General features: G+C 63.8%; 15 protein-coding genes. 9 read left to right on the forward strand and 6 right to left on the reverse strand.

The features are described 5' to 3' along the window. Positions 1-5 precede the first annotated feature (5 nt). Entirely contained in the window at positions 6-308 is a 303-nt protein-coding gene (locus MESOP_RS07710; RefSeq protein WP_013892776.1) for a BolA family protein, read from the reverse strand. Between the two features lie 181 nt (positions 309-489). On the opposite strand from MESOP_RS07710, the gene MESOP_RS07715 reads away from it, so the two are divergent. The 4 genes from MESOP_RS07715 (at position 490) to MESOP_RS07730 (ending at position 5,164) form a co-directional block, all read left to right on the forward strand. Further along, a complete protein-coding gene (locus MESOP_RS07715) occupies positions 490-1,119 on the forward strand; it encodes a J domain-containing protein (RefSeq protein ID WP_013892777.1) in 630 nt (209 codons plus the stop codon). 123 nt (positions 1,120-1,242) lie between these two features. Then, entirely contained in the window at positions 1,243-2,229 is a 987-nt protein-coding gene (cobS, locus tag MESOP_RS07720) for a cobaltochelatase subunit CobS (protein ID WP_023763848.1), read from the forward strand. An 11-nt stretch (positions 2,230-2,240) separates the two neighbouring features. Next, the gene (cobT, locus tag MESOP_RS07725; RefSeq protein ID WP_013892779.1) at positions 2,241-4,139 is read left to right on the forward strand and encodes a cobaltochelatase subunit CobT; all 1,899 of its coding nucleotides are present in this window, start codon (positions 2,241-2,243) and stop codon (positions 4,137-4,139) included. Next, on the forward strand, positions 4,136-5,164 hold the full coding sequence (locus tag MESOP_RS07730) for an esterase-like activity of phytase family protein (RefSeq protein ID WP_013892780.1): 1,029 nt from the start codon (positions 4,136-4,138) through the stop codon (positions 5,162-5,164). The genes cobT and MESOP_RS07730 overlap by 4 nt, the downstream gene beginning before the upstream one ends. A 220-nt stretch (positions 5,165-5,384) precedes the next feature. On the opposite strand, the gene MESOP_RS07735 is transcribed toward MESOP_RS07730, so the two are convergent. From MESOP_RS07735 to rpmB, 3 genes are all read right to left on the reverse strand, one after another. After that, a complete protein-coding gene (locus MESOP_RS07735; RefSeq protein ID WP_013892781.1) occupies positions 5,385-6,062 on the reverse strand; it encodes a spermidine synthase in 678 nt (225 codons plus the stop codon). Between the two features lie 59 nt (positions 6,063-6,121). Beyond that, positions 6,122-6,802, reverse strand: coding sequence for a queuosine precursor transporter (locus tag MESOP_RS07740; protein WP_013892782.1), 681 nt, complete (start codon positions 6,800-6,802; stop codon positions 6,122-6,124). 168 nt (positions 6,803-6,970) lie between these two features. Next, positions 6,971-7,267: a 50S ribosomal protein L28 gene (gene rpmB / locus MESOP_RS07745; protein WP_010911765.1), complete on the reverse strand. Its 297-nt coding sequence runs from the start codon at positions 7,265-7,267 to the stop codon at positions 6,971-6,973. 259 nt (positions 7,268-7,526) lie between these two features. Between rpmB and MESOP_RS07750 the strand changes: the two genes are divergently transcribed. Genes MESOP_RS07750 through MESOP_RS07760 form a run of 3 tightly spaced genes read left to right on the forward strand, consistent with a single transcriptional unit; the run spans position 7,527 to position 9,991 of the window. Continuing rightward, positions 7,527-8,315 carry a DUF3108 domain-containing protein gene (locus MESOP_RS07750; protein ID WP_013892783.1) on the forward strand — a complete coding sequence of 263 codons (789 nt, stop codon included), beginning with the start codon at positions 7,527-7,529 and terminating at the stop codon, positions 8,313-8,315. Positions 8,316-8,363: 48 nt separating this feature from the next. Continuing rightward, entirely contained in the window at positions 8,364-9,320 is a 957-nt protein-coding gene (gene yddG, locus MESOP_RS07755; protein WP_013892784.1) for an aromatic amino acid exporter YddG, read from the forward strand. Beyond that, positions 9,317-9,991, forward strand: a complete 675-nt coding sequence (locus tag MESOP_RS07760) for a lysoplasmalogenase family protein (RefSeq protein ID WP_013892785.1) — start codon at positions 9,317-9,319, stop codon at positions 9,989-9,991. Before yddG ends, MESOP_RS07760 begins: the two co-directional genes overlap by 4 nt. Here MESOP_RS07760 and MESOP_RS07765 read toward each other — a convergent pair. Next, positions 9,966-10,406, reverse strand: a complete 441-nt coding sequence (locus MESOP_RS07765) for a cupin domain-containing protein (protein WP_013892786.1) — start codon at positions 10,404-10,406, stop codon at positions 9,966-9,968. The two genes, MESOP_RS07760 and MESOP_RS07765, sit on opposite strands and share 26 nt — an antisense overlap. A 13-nt stretch (positions 10,407-10,419) precedes the next feature. Beyond that, on the reverse strand, positions 10,420-11,187 hold the full coding sequence (gene gloB / locus MESOP_RS07770; RefSeq protein WP_013892787.1) for a hydroxyacylglutathione hydrolase: 768 nt from the start codon (positions 11,185-11,187) through the stop codon (positions 10,420-10,422). Positions 11,188-11,394: 207 nt separating this feature from the next. On the opposite strand from gloB, the gene MESOP_RS07775 reads away from it, so the two are divergent. Together MESOP_RS07775 and MESOP_RS07780 are read left to right on the forward strand one after the other, a co-directional pair. Next, positions 11,395-12,174, forward strand: coding sequence for a class I SAM-dependent methyltransferase (locus MESOP_RS07775; RefSeq protein WP_041164028.1), 780 nt, complete (start codon positions 11,395-11,397; stop codon positions 12,172-12,174). A 138-nt stretch (positions 12,175-12,312) separates the two neighbouring features. Further along, positions 12,313-14,133 (forward strand): ABC transporter ATP-binding protein/permease, encoded by a 1,821-nt coding sequence (locus tag MESOP_RS07780; protein ID WP_013892789.1) that lies wholly within the window; start codon positions 12,313-12,315, stop codon positions 14,131-14,133. Positions 14,134-14,210 lie beyond the last annotated feature (77 nt).

A 14,210-nucleotide genomic window follows, 5' to 3' on the forward strand; every position in this document is an offset into this window, starting at 1 on the left:
CTGGCCTACCAGCGGGTCTTTTCGCCGGGAGCCGCCGGTTCGATCGCCAGCGCGTGCACGCCGGCCTTCAATTCGTCGGCGAGCAGTTCGTTGACGGCGCGGTGGCGGTCGATGCGGTTCATGCCGGCAAAGGCGGACGCGACGACACGGACGCGAAAATGCGTCTCGCCGGTGCCGTCATAGACGCCGTGATGGTCGGAGCCGTGATGATGGTGGCCGGCATGAAGATGGCTTTCGTTGATGATCACCAGCCGCTCCGGCGAAAATGCCTTGTTGATCTTGTCTTCCATGGTCGCCTGTATGGACATAGTCGTCTCCGTTCACCACATATGGCCGGCGCGCCAGCGTGAAAACCGAAAACCGGTTCATACGGGGGCCGCTACCGCGCAACAAAATCCGCCATTCGCCTGCTTTATGCCGCGATTCAGCGGTTAGGGCGATGATCGCGAAAATGTCAATTCTTGTTTCGCATCTGCGAACGCCCCATAAATGGGTCAGATGAAGCCGTACCCCAAATATTTCGAGAAGATTCGCGTCCGCCCCGACAAGGACGCGGAGCTGAAGTCGCATTCGCCGATTTGCCAGTGGGACGGCTGCAAGGAGGCGGGCACCCATCGCGCGCCGGTCGGGCGGATGAAGGAGGGCGAGTATTTCCGCTTCTGCTTCGACCATGTGCGCGAGTACAACAAGGGCTTCAACTACTTCTCCGGCGTGCCGGACACCGAGGTCGCACGCTTCCAGAAGGAAGCGATGACCGGCCACCGGCCGACCTGGAAGATGGGCGTCAACGGCGCCTCGACACGTTCGTCGCCCGATATGGCGCAGATGCGCTCCGGCCGCGCCGGCTACTACAACCGCATGCGCGACCCGTTCGATCTGTTCAAGGGGCCGAAGGATCCGCGTGAGGCGCGCGAGCGCAAGGCCAAGCCGCTTGAGGCCAAGGCGCTGGAAACGCTTGGCCTTGATACAAAGGCGACTGGCAAGGATATCAAGGCGCGCTATAAGGAACTGGTGAAGCGCCACCATCCGGATGCGAATGGTGGCGACAGAGGTTCGGAAGACCGGTTCCGCGATGTGCTGCAGGCCTATCGCGTGCTCAAACAGGCGGGCCTGTGCTGAGCGACCCTATGGTTTGTGTCGTTTTCCAACTTTCATAAGGGTGGAAAAGGCTTTAAGACCGCCCCCGAACAAAATCGATTGCCGGCGAAACGGGACGTTTCGCCCGTGGAGACGTTGAGAGATATGAACAAGGTCGATCGCGACATCGCCAACCTGCCCGACACAACGGTCTCGGTGAAGGACAAATTCGGCTTCGACTCCAAGATGGTGGTGCCGGCCTATTCGGTAACCAGCGAACATGTGCCGGACATCGATCCGGACTATCTGTTCGACAAGGCGACCACCTTGGCGATCCTTGCCGGCTTCGCCTACAACCGCCGCGTCATGGTCTCGGGCTATCACGGCACCGGCAAGTCGACCCATATCGAACAGGTCGCCGCCCGCCTCAACTGGCCCTGCGTGCGCGTCAACCTCGACAGCCATGTCAGCCGTATCGATCTCGTCGGCAAGGACGCCATCGTCGTCAAGGACGGGCTGCAGATCACCGAATTCCGCGACGGCATCCTGCCTTGGGCCTATCAGCACAATGTCGCGCTGTGCTTCGACGAGTATGACGCCGGGCGTCCGGACGTGATGTTCGTCATCCAACGCGTCCTGGAATCCTCGGGCCGGCTGACGCTGCTCGACCAGAGCCGGGTCATACGTCCGCATCCGGCGTTCCGGCTGTTCTCGACCGCCAACACGGTGGGTCTCGGCGACACCACCGGCCTCTATCACGGCACGCAGCAGATCAACCAGGCGCAGATGGACCGCTGGTCGATCGTCACCACGCTGAACTATCTGCCGCACGACAATGAAGTGAACATCGTGCTGGCCAAGGCCAAGCACTATCGCGACGGCAAGGGCAAGGACATCGTCAACAAGATGGTGCGCGTCGCCGACATGACGCGCTCAGCCTTCATCAACGGCGATCTGTCGACGGTGATGAGCCCGCGTACCGTCATCACCTGGGCCGAGAATGCCGAGATCTTCGGCAATATAGGCATGGCGTTCCGGCTGACCTTCCTGAACAAGTGCGACGAACTGGAACGCTCGGTAGTGGCCGAGTTCTACCAGCGTGCCTTCGGCGAGGATCTGCCGGAGAGCGCGGCCAACGTGGTGCTGGGCTAAGCAGAGTCTCGATGGCGGGTCCGGGCGACAACACGCGCAACAAGTCGAAGACGGGGTCTGAAGCCGATAGCTTCAAGCGCGCCGTTACCGTCTGCATGCGCGCCATTGCCGGCGACAAGGAAATGGAAGTCGGCTTCGCCAAGGATAGGCCGGCGCTCGCCGGCAGCCGCGCGCGCTTGCCCGAACTGCCGAAGAAGGCATCGAAGACCGACATTGCGATTACCCGCGGCCTCGGCGATTCCATGGCGCTGAAGCGCGCCTGCCACGATCAGCGCATCCACACCAAGCTGGCGCCGGAAGGCAAGGCGGCCCGCGCCATCTATGACGCGGTCGAGCAGGCCCGTGTCGAGGCGATCGGCAGCCGCGCCATGCAAGGCGTCGCCGACAATATCGGCTCGATGCTGGAGGACAAATACGCCAAGGCCAACCTCATCGACGTCAAGGACAAGGCCGACGCACCGATCGAGGAAGCGCTGGCGCTGATGGTGCGCGAGAAGCTGACCGGAAGGTCGATCCCGAAGAGCGGCGAGCGGCTGGTCGAGCTCTGGCGCCCCTGGGTCGAGGAAAAGGCCAAGGCCGATCTCGAAGGCTTGTCGGCCAAGCTCGAGGACCAGCAGGCCTTCGCCCGCGTCGTGCGCGAGATGCTCGCCTCCATGGAAATGGCCGAGGAACTCGGCGACGACCAGGAGACGGAAGACTCCGAGGACAATGACGACAACCAGCCGCAAGGCGAGGAGCAGAGCGAGGAGGGCGGCGAAGAGGATTCCGGCTCCGAGCAGTCGCAGTCAGAGGACGCCGAAGCTTCGGCCGACGATGAGCAGTCGTCCGAGACGGAAGCGTCCGACGCCACCGCCGACGATCTGTCCGACGATGACGATGCCGATGCTGAGACGCCCGGCGAGGCGCGCCGCAACGACAATCCCTTCACCAACCTGCCGAAGGAAATCGACTACAAGGTCTTCACCACCGCTTTCGACGAGACGGTCGGGGCCGAGGAGCTTTGCGAAGAAGAAGAGCTCGACCGGCTGCGCGCCTTCCTCGACAAGCAGCTTGCCAATCTGTCCGGCGTCGTCGGGCGGCTCGCTAACCGGCTGCAGCGCCGCCTGATGGCGCAGCAGAACCGGTCCTGGGATTTCGACCTGGAAGAGGGTTACCTTGACCCGGCGCGCCTGGTGCGCGTCGTCATCGACCCGATGCAGCCGCTGTCCTTCAAGCAGGAGCGTGACACCAAATTCCGCGACACGGTGGTGACGCTGGTGCTCGATAATTCCGGCTCGATGCGCGGCCGGCCGATCACTGTCGCCGCCACCTGCGCCGACATCCTGGCGCGCACGCTGGAGCGCTGCGGCGTCTCGGTCGAGATCCTCGGCTTCACCACGCGGGCGTGGAAGGGCGGGCAGGCGCGTGAGAAGTGGCTGAAGGACGGCAAGCCGCCGAATCCCGGCCGCCTCAACGATTTGCGCCACATCATCTACAAATCCGCCGACCATCCGTGGCGGCGGGCACGGCGCAATCTCGGCCTGATGATGCGCGAAGGCCTGCTCAAGGAAAACATCGATGGCGAGGCGCTGCTGTGGGCACACAACCGCCTGATCGCCCGGCCAGAGCAGCGCAAGATCCTGATGATGATCTCGGACGGCGCGCCGGTCGACGATTCGACGCTGTCGGTCAATCCGGGCAACTATCTGGAACGCCATCTGCGCGCCGTCATCGAACTGATCGAGACGCGCTCGCCGGTCGAACTCTTGGCCATCGGTATCGGCCATGACGTCACGCGCTATTATCGGCGCGCCGTCACCATCGTCGATGCCGAGGAACTGGCCGGCGCCATGACCGAGCAATTGGCCTCGCTGTTTGCCGAGGAAAGCGCGCGCGACACGCGGCGTGGCGGCATGCGGCGCGCCGGATGATCCTTTCGCGGGGCGGTTTTCGACGGACGCTTTTCGCTGCCATCGCCTTGTTCGCCGGCGTGGCTTCGGCGCCGGCCGGTCCGGTCCGGTCCAGCTCTGTCGAGCCGGTCGAGATCTCGGCCCGCCCGATCACCCAGTTTCATATCGGTCGCGCCGACAAGCAGTTCGGGCCGCTCGAATTCGTCGGCGGCCTGGAGATGACCTCGCCGACGCGCGATTTCGGTGCGTTGTCGGCCTTCCGTTTCGTGAAGGCGGGCGGCGATTTCATCGGGGTGGCCGACACCGGCTTCTGGTTCTTCGGGACGGTGGTTCGTGACGCCGATAAGCGGCCGGCCGGTATCCAGAATTTCCGCATGCAGCAGATGGTCGATGAAAACGGCCAGCCGATCGACGAGAAATGGATGGTCGACGCCGAAGGGCTCGACGTCAAGGACGGCATCGCCACCGTCGGCTTCGAACGCAACCATCGCGTCGCCCAGTTCAAGATCGACCCGAGTGACATGAAGGCGCCGTTCAAGCAGCTGGATTTCCTCATTCCAGCCTGGGAGTTGCGCCAGAATCGCGGTTTCGAGACCGTCACCCATGCCAATGCCAATGGCCAGCATGAGGGCGGCCTGGTGGTGGTGTCGGAGAAGAGCCTCGACAAATCAGGCAACATCTATGCCGCCATCATCGAAGGGCCGCACAAGGGCGTGTTCACCGTCAAGCGCAACGGTGATTTCGACATCACCGACGGTGCGTTCCTGCCGGATGGCGACCTGCTGCTCCTGGAGCGCAGCTTCTCGATGGCAGGCGGCCTCAAGATGCGGCTGCGGCGTATCTATGGCGAGAGTGTCGAGAAGGGCGCCGTCGCCGACGGGCCGGTTCTGCTGGAAGCCGACATGGGCTACCAGATCGACAATATGGAAGGACTCGACGTCTGGCCCCGCGATGACGGCGCGCTGATGGTGTCGCTGGTCTCCGACGACAACCACTCGATCCTGCAGCGCAACCTCTATCTGGAATTTATTCTCCACCAGGATTGAGCATCTGCTCCAGCTGCGAACCTGACGTTGAGAGTTTTCAATGGGGGTTCGTTTGAGTTGGATGCCTTCCCCCACTCCGTCGCTGCTTCGCAGCGCCACCTCTCCCCCCTCCGGAGGGAGAGGAAGGGAGCCTCCCGGCATAAGCTCGCGCCCTTCCTCTACCCCGTCGATCGGGGGAGAGGTGGCGCTGCGAAGCAGCGACGGAGTGGGGGTCGACTGTTCATCGCGAGTCGTTGGTGGCGATCCAGATGACGTGGCGCGCGCCGCGCTTGCCGTTGGCGCGCGTGGCGACCTCTTCGACGACGAAGCCAGCCTGCTTCAGCCGCCGCGTGAAGCCGCTGTCCGGCCCTTGCGACCACACCGCCAGCACGCCGCCAGGCTTCAGCGCCGTGCGTGCGGCCTTGAGGCCTGTCAGGCTGTAGAGCGCATCGTTGCCCTTGTGGACGATGCCTTCGGGGCCATTGTCGACATCGAGCAGGATGGCGTCCCAGCGGGACGGCTGCGACCGTATCAGATCTCCGACATCGGTCTCCCGGACCTCGACCCGGGAATCGTCGAGACAGCCGCCAAACACTTCCGTCATCGGGCCACGTGCCCAGGCGACCACCGCCGGCACCAGTTCCGCGACGACGATGCCGGCGTCACCGCCCAATTCGGCGAGAGCGGCGCGCAGGGTAAAACCCATGCCAAGCCCGCCAATGAGGACCCTCGGTTGGCGATGGCTGGCAATCTTCCGGCAGGAGAGCCTGGCCAGCGCTTCCTCGGAGCCGCTGAGGCGGCTGTTCATCAGCTCATTGGTGCCGAGCATGATCGAGAATTCGGAACCGCGCCGCTTGAGGCGAAGCTCCTGCGCGCCATCCCCGGTCTTTGCCGAATCGAGCTGGACCCAGGGGATCATGGGCTTTGTCTGACCACGATCTTTCCGGAAAACCGGAGGCCACTTTTCGGGATCATGGTTTAAGCCGCGATCGCCGGCTGGCTCCAGCGGGCGGCGAGCAGCCGGTAGGGGATGAGCGCGACAATGGCGATGATCAGCTTCACCGAGAGGTCGCCGAGCGCCCAGGAAACCCAGCGCATGGCGTCGACATGGAAAACACCCATCAGCGGCGCCGTTTCGAGCGCAAAACCGTCATTGGGGCCGGCGAAGGCGAAAGCGGCCGAAAATGCCACGGTAAAGAAGACCATCGTGTCGAACACCGATCCGACCAGCGTGCCGACGATAGGCGCCCGCCACCAGCTCTGCCGGCGCAAACGATTGAACACGGTGACGTCGAGCAATTGCGCGGAGAGGAATGCCGCCCCGGAAGCCGCCGCGATGCGTACCAGCCGGTCGGCGGCGGTCTCGAATTCGATCAGGCCATGACGGAACAGGAAGGGCGAAACGAGAATCGAGCAGACCACCGCCGTCATGAAGCCGACAAAGACGATCCGGCGCGCCACGGCGGGTCCATAGCGGCGGTTGGCGAGGTCGGTTACCAGGAAGGAGAAGGGGTAGGTGAAAGCGCCCCAGGTCAAAAGGTCGGCCAGCGACAGGCTGCCGATCTGGCCCTGCATCGGGAACTGCACGAGAATGTTCGATGCCACGACGACAAGCGCCATGGCGGCCACGAAGGGCAAATACCGCGAAAATGAAGTCATTTTTTTATCCTGGGTAATGGAACCAGCGGAGCACTATGCTCGCTCGTATTCGAGCATCGGATTGTCAAACCTTGCGGCTTCTATCCGATGCCCCAGAGGCCAACAAGGTGTTGGCCAGAGACCAACAAGATGTTGGCCAGGGCGGTAGTCCCCCGCCTTTAAACGATGTCAGGCAGCGACCTGCTCGGCCAGCTTCTTGGCGATCTGCTTCTTCAGCAGGCGCGCGCGCTGCGACAGTTCCTTGACGTCGGCCTTGGCCAGGAAGGCATCGAGACCACCGCGATGTTCGACCGAACGCAGCGCGTTGGCCGAGATGCGCAGGCGCACGTTCTGGTTCAGCGCTTCCGAGATCAGCGTCACATTGACGAGGTTCGGCAGGAAGCGACGCTTGGTCTTGTTGTTGGCGTGGCTCACATTGTTGCCGGTCTGGACTGCCTTGGCAGTGAGTTCGCAGGTGCGGGACATGGTTCTAACCTTCAGTTCTCTCGGGACCTGCCAAACCTTTGTGCCCACGCCGGGTGGCGCGCGGTTCTGGTCAGGCGGCCTTATGGAAAAAGTTGGCGTTCCATAGTTGCATTTCACCGGGGCGTCAAGCTCCGGCTTCCCCACGGAAGCGCCCGGCATTTCATATTAAGGCCGGAATTCACCCTATAAGCGGTCTCATAGGGACATGCCAGACCGGAGTTGCCCGCCTCCGGCCGAAAATCAAGGATCCGATCCCGCCATGCCTCGTTCGTCTCGCGCATTTGTTGCCGTGCTTGCCATCGCCGTGCCCTCCGCCGCATCGGCGGCCTCGCCGCAGTCCTTCAAGGGCGAATACACCGTGTCGTTCCTTGGTCTCTCGATCGCGAGATCGACCTTCGCGAGCCACTACGAGAATGGCGCCTACGCAATCGAAGGCAGCGTTTCGGCCGCTGGCCTGGCCAAACTGTTCGACGATACGCGGGGCACGATCTCGTCCAAGGGCACGATTTCAGGCCAAAAGATGGTGCCGCAGGCGTTCCGCGCCGACTATACCTCGGGCAAGAAGGCGTCGGCGATCGACATCCGCTTCGCCAATGGCACGGTGACCTCGACGCAGGTCGTCCCGGCGCCGGGCAAGCGCGACCCGAAGGCCTGGGTGCCGATCGGCGCCGGCGACCTGGCAGGGGTGCTCGATCCGATGGCGGCGACCGTCATCCATGCCGACAGCCTCGACCAAGTCTGCGGCCGCAAGGTCAAGTTCTACGATGGCGAGATGCGCGCCGATCTGACGCTGACCTACGATTCGAAAGGCACGATCTCGGTGCCGGGCTACAAGGGCGACACCGTCACTTGCCGGATGGGCTTCGAGCCCGTGGCGGGCTATCGCAAGGGCCGCAAGGCGCTCAACTATCTCAAGAACAAAAGCCGCATGATGGTGACGTTTGCGCCGCTCGGCCAAACCGGAGTATATGCGCCGATCCATGCCACGGTCGGCACGCAGATCGGCACCTTGACCATCAGCGCCGGGCGTTTCGAAGCAGTGCAATAGACCAGGCCCGCCACTGGCGACAGAATGGGGCGCGCCACTGGAGACGGAATGGCGCGCGCAACACTGATCGGCTTTTCGGCGGTCGCCATGTGGGCGCTTTTGGCGTTGCTCACCGACGCGTCCGGAAAGGTGCCGCCGTTCCTGTTGTCGGCGATCACCTTCTCGATCGGCACCGGAGTCGGGCTTGTCGCGCGCCTTTTCATGCCGGCCGCGGATAAAAGCCAGAAAATACCGCCGCAGGTCTGGCTGATCGGCATTGCCGGCCTGTTCGGCTACCATTTCTTCTACTTCACCGCGCTGCGTAACGCGCCTGCCGTCGAGGCGAGCCTGATCGCCTATCTGTGGCCGCTGCTGATCGTGCTCGGTTCGGCGCTGATGCCGGGCGAAAAACTGGCGTGGAACCATGTCGTCGGCGCGCTGCTTGGCTTTGCCGGCACGGTGCTGATCGTCACCAAGGGCGGCGGGCTGGCCTTCGACGCGCGCTACGCCTTCGGCTATGCCATGGCCGCCGTCTGCGCCGTCTTGTGGTCGTCCTATTCGCTTCTGTCGCGGCGTTTTCCGTCGGTGCCGACCTCGATCGTCACCTGGTTCTGCGCGGCTACGGCGTTGCTGTCGCTTGCCTGCCATCTCCTGTTGGAACAAACGGTGCTGCCTGACGGCGCCGGCCAGTGGCTCGCCGTGCTCGGGCTTGGCCTGATGCCGGTGGGCGCCGCCTTCTACGCCTGGGACATCGGCGTCAAGCGCGGCAACATCCAGGTGCTGGGCGCCGCGAGCTATGCGGCGCCGCTGCTGTCGACGCTGGTGCTGATCGCGGCGGGTGTCGCCGAACCGTCGCTGCGCATCCTCGCCGCTTGCGTGCTCATCACCGGCGGGGCCGCACTGGCGGCAAAATCGCTGTTCCTGCGCAAGCCGGCAGCAGCCCAAAGCGAGGCCGGGGCATCCGAAACCGGAGCCCGGGCATCCGAAACCGGAGCCGGGGCATCCAAAACCGGAGCCCGGGCATGACGATGCCGTTTGCCGGCGGCATCGACGCTAACGCCAATGCAACGCTGATCTTTTCGCTGGTGGCCGCGGTCATCTACGCCTTCACGCTCGGCATGCCACCATCGCTCGCCCGTTCGGCGGCAAAGACGCTCGCCGTGGCGATGCTCGCCGTGCTTTCGGCGCTGCAAGGCGGCCCGCCGCTACTGGTGGCCGCCCTTGCGCTCAGCGCGGTCGGCGACGCCTTCCTGTCGCGCGAGGGAGAGAAGGCGTTTCTGGGCGGGCTGACGAGCTTTCTCATCGCCCACATCGTCTATGTCGCGCTGTTCCTGCGCAGTGGCGGCGGATTGGGTGTTCTCGGCGCCGAATCCTGGCGCGGCGCGATCGCGCTGGCGATGGCGGTATTCGTGATCGTCATGCTGGCGGCGTTATGGCGCCGGGTCGGCCCAGGCCTGCGCATTCCGATCGCTATCTATGTCGTGGCGATCCTGGCGATGGGCCTGTCGGCGCTGACGACGAGCAGCGCCTGGGTAATCGGCGGCGCCGTGCTGTTCATGGCGTCGGACGCTTTGCTCGCCACGGAAAAATTCCTGGTCGCTGCCATCTCGCCGCATCGCGCCTGGATGCGCTTGGCGGTGTGGGTGCTGTACTACGCAGCTCAGGTCGCGATCACGCTGGGCTTCCTGCTGGGGTAGGCTGCCAGCCCGGCGCGGCCAGTTCGAAGGCGGCGAAATCGAACCCCGGCGCCACGGTGCAGCCGACCAGCGTCCATTCGCCCAGGCTGCGCGCCGATTGCCAGCAGCCCGCCGACACGACGACCTGCGGCCGTTCGCCCGCCGTGAGTTCGATGCCGAGCACCTGCTCGATAACGGCACTGCCTTCTTCCCACATCGACAATGCCAGCGGCGCGCCGGCGTAGAAATGCCAGACCTCGGCGGCGTCCTTGACCCGGTGCCAAGCCGAGACCTGGTGCTGTTCCAGCAGGAAATAGATGGCGGTCGAATGGCCGCGCGCGCCGCCGGCGTCGTCGCGAAAGGTCTCGGCGTACCAGCCGCCTTCCGGATGCGGTTTCAGGCCGAGCGTTGCGATGATTTCCGCGGAGCTGGTCATGCTAGCGCGGCGCTCAGAAGTTGTCCTTGCGCTTGCGGATCTCGGCGAACACCTCGGCATCGCCGGCCTTTTCCATGCCGAGATGCTTGCGGATTGCCGGATCGTGCCAGCGCAGGAAAGGATTGGTCGACAGTTCCTCGCCGATCGTCGTCGGCAGCGTCGGCTTGTTGTCGGCCCGCAGCGCCTCGATCCTGGCGGCGCGCTCCCTCAATGCCGAGTTGGTCGGGTCGACGGTCAGCGCGAAACGCGCGTTGGCGAGGGTGTATTCGTGGCCGCAGTAGATGACCGTGGCGGCGGGAAGTGCCGCAAGCTTCTTCAGCGAGCCATACATCACCGGCGGCTTGCACTCGAACAGCCGACCGCAGCCCAGAGCGAACAGGGTGTCGGCGGTGAACGCAACTTTCGATGCCGGCAGGTGATAGGAGACATGGCCGGCGGTGTGGCCGGGGGTCGCGATCACCTCGATGCGTTCCTCGCCGAGATGCAGGACCGAGCTCTCTTCGACGGTTTCGTCGATGCCGGGGATCTTGGCCTTTTCCGCTTCCGGGCCGACGATGCGCAGCTTGAAGCGTTCCTTCAACGCCAGATTGGCCTCGACGTGATCCATGTGGTGGTGCGTGGTCAGGATCATCGTCGGCGTCCAGCCGGTGCGCTTGACCGCGGCCAGGATCGGCGCTTCCTCGGGCGCATCGATGATCGCGGTCTGGCCGCTTTCGGGGTCATGCACCAGCACGCCGAAATTGTCGCTGCGGCACATGAACTGTTCGATTTCGACCGGCATTGCATCTCTCCATCTGTCGCCGCAGACATAGGGCGCCGGCGCGCGGATGTCATCCCGGGGATGACAACTGTCGCTCCCGGAGATGACGGGTGTCACTCCCGGAGATGACAAGTGTCACTCCCGGAGATGACGGGTATCACTCGGGGGATGTGTCGGTCGCCTCGGGCCTTTGTTGAATCCGGCCGATATCACGGCTACATCCCTGACATGCATTCCGACATCGTCGATCTTCGCTCCTTCTATTCGACAACGCTCGGCCGGTTCGCCGAGCACTCGATCACCATGGCGCTGTCGTCGATATGGGCCACTGTCCCGAATGAGCGGCTGGTCGGCCTCGGCTACACATTACCCTGGCTGGAGCGATTCGGCTCCGACGCCGAGCGGGTCTTTGCCTTCATGCCGGCGACGCAGGGCGCCGTCGTCTGGCCGACCACGGGGCCGACCGCGACAGCCCTGGTTTTCGACGAGGAACTGCCGCTGGTCGATTCCTGCATCGACCGCATGCTGCTCGTCCATTCGCTCGAACATGTCGAGAATCCGCGCGAGACGCTGAACGAGATCTGGCGGGTGCTGTCGCCCGCCGGGCGCGTCGTCATCGTCGTGCCGAACCGGCGCGGCGTCTGGGCGCGTTTCGAGCATACGCCGTTCGGCAATGGGCGACCCTTCTCGCGCGGGCAGCTCACGGAACTATTGCGCGAGGCGAATTTCACGCCGGCGGCCTGGTCGGATGCGCTGTTCTTCCCGCCGTCACGGCGGCGCTTCATGATGCGCTTCCACAATGTGCTGGAGCGCGCCGGCCGGCGGCTATGGCCGATCTTTTCCGGCGTCATCGTCGTCGAGGCGCAGAAACGGCTCTATCAAGGCGTGCCGGTGGCGCAGCGCGCGTCTCGCCGCGTCTTCGTGCCGGTGCTGTCGCCGCATGGCGCGACGCGGCTCGGCCGCCGGGCCGAGGGCAATGCGTCGGCCCGCCAGGTGAAACCTTCGTGATCATGGCGGAAATTTGCACCGTGCGGCATTTCCCAACCTATCTGTCGTGGTGAATTCGCAGCCAGATCGATATGGCGAATGCCGCTTGTTCTCTTCATCCGGTTTCAGCACCGCTTCTGAACGTTAGGGACCTCCGATATGGCTGATCAACCGGAAAAGGACGCCACGGTCCAGCTCGTTGCCGTCGAAGCCAGCAGCCTGCGCGACCAGGTGGCGACGATCAGGCTGGCACTGGTGGGGTCGCCGGTTCGCAAATGGTTGCTGTGGACGTCTGTCGGCATCATGGCCGTCATCATCGCGACATCGATCGGCCAGGTCCTGCTCAATCGCTGGAACCAACCCTTCTACGACGCGCTCGCGCGCCGCGACATGGCGGCCTTCGTGCATCAGCTCGTCGTCTTTGCGATGATCGCCGGCGGGCTTCTGGTGCTCAATATTGGTCAGACCTGGCTCAATCAGATGATCCGGCTGAAGCTGCGCGAGGCGCTGACGCTGGACCTGATCGACCAGTGGATGCGGCCGACGCGTGCCTTCAGGCTCGCCAATGCCGGCGCCATCGGCGTCAATCCCGACCAGCGCATGCAGCAGGATGCCGCGCATCTCTCGGACCTGTCGACCGATCTCGGCGTCGGTCTCTTACAGTCGCTGATCCTGCTGGTGTCCTTCGTCGGTGTGCTGTGGCAATTGTCGTCGGGCTTCGTCTTCCACGTCAACGGCTGGTCGCTGGCCATACCGGGCTACATGGTCTGGGCGGCCTTCCTCTATGCCGGCACGGCTTCCTGGCTGAGCTGGCTGGTCGGACGGCCGCTGATCCGCCTCAACAGCGACCGCTACACACGAGAGGCGGAGCTGCGGTCCTCGATGGTGCGCGTCAACGAGAATGTCGATGCCATCGCGCTTTACCATGGCGAAGCCGATGCCAAGCGACGGCTCGAACTCGACCTCGGCACGGTGCTGGGCGCCATGCGGCGCATCTATACCGCCCAGATCAACCTGTCCTGGGTGACCGACACCTATGGCTGGATCACGGTGGTGGCGCCGATCCTGGTTGCCTCACCGGTCTATTTCTCGGGCGATATCAGCTTTGGCGGGCTGATGATGGCGGTCGGTGCCTTCAACCAGGTCCATTCTTCGTTGCGATGGTTCATCAACAACATCGGCAGCATCGCCGACTGGCGCGCCACGCTGATGCGCGTCGCCGACTTCCGCATCGCGCTCTATGAAACCGATGTGCTGCACGACACCGAAAAGCGTATCGCCTTCGATCAAAATGCCAATGGCAGCCTGACGTTCGAGAAGCTCCAAGTGGCCTCGCCGGAAGGCTGCACCAAACTCTCCGACCAGCATGTCGAAATCCGCCCCGGCGAGCGCGTCATGATCACCGGCGAACCAGGTGCCGGCAAGACGCTGTTCTTCCGCGCCATTGCCGGGCTTTGGCCCTGGGGCAGCGGAAAGATCGGCCTGCCGGCTGGAGAAACCCTCATCTTCGTGCCGCGTGTCCCGTACTTGCCGGCCGGCACGTTGCGCGAGGTGCTCAACCACGCAAACGGGCATGCGCCGGCGAGTGATGCCGAGATTTCGGCTGTATTGGCCGAGGTCGGTCTTGAACGGCTGTCGGGGTCGCTCGACCGTGTCGGGCGCTGGGACCATGAGCTGGGCGATGACGAACAGCGCTTGCTGGGCGTGGCCAGGCTCGCCTTGCGGCAGCCGAAATGGGTGATCATCGACGAAGCGATGGACGCATTCGACGGCCCGTCGCTGCGGCGTGTGCTGGCAATGCTGGAAAAGCACCTGAAGGGAACCGCGATCATCAACATCGGGCGCGGCCAGCACAACAACCAATTCTTTCCGCGCGGCTTGACGATCGTCAAGGATCCCGACGCGCCGGCGCTGAAGCCTGTCCATGTCAGGGCCGGCGCGATCGAACCGCCGCCGGTAGCGGCTCATCGCAAAAAATAGGCGTTTTCTCCGGTTGCGGGGGCAAAACCTTATTTTGCCGTGATCGCAATGGAAGATTTCCTGCAGAAACAACCTGG

It is taken from the genome of Mesorhizobium opportunistum WSM2075 (assembly GCF_000176035.2).
Taxonomy (GTDB): domain Bacteria; phylum Pseudomonadota; class Alphaproteobacteria; order Rhizobiales; family Rhizobiaceae; genus Mesorhizobium; species Mesorhizobium opportunistum.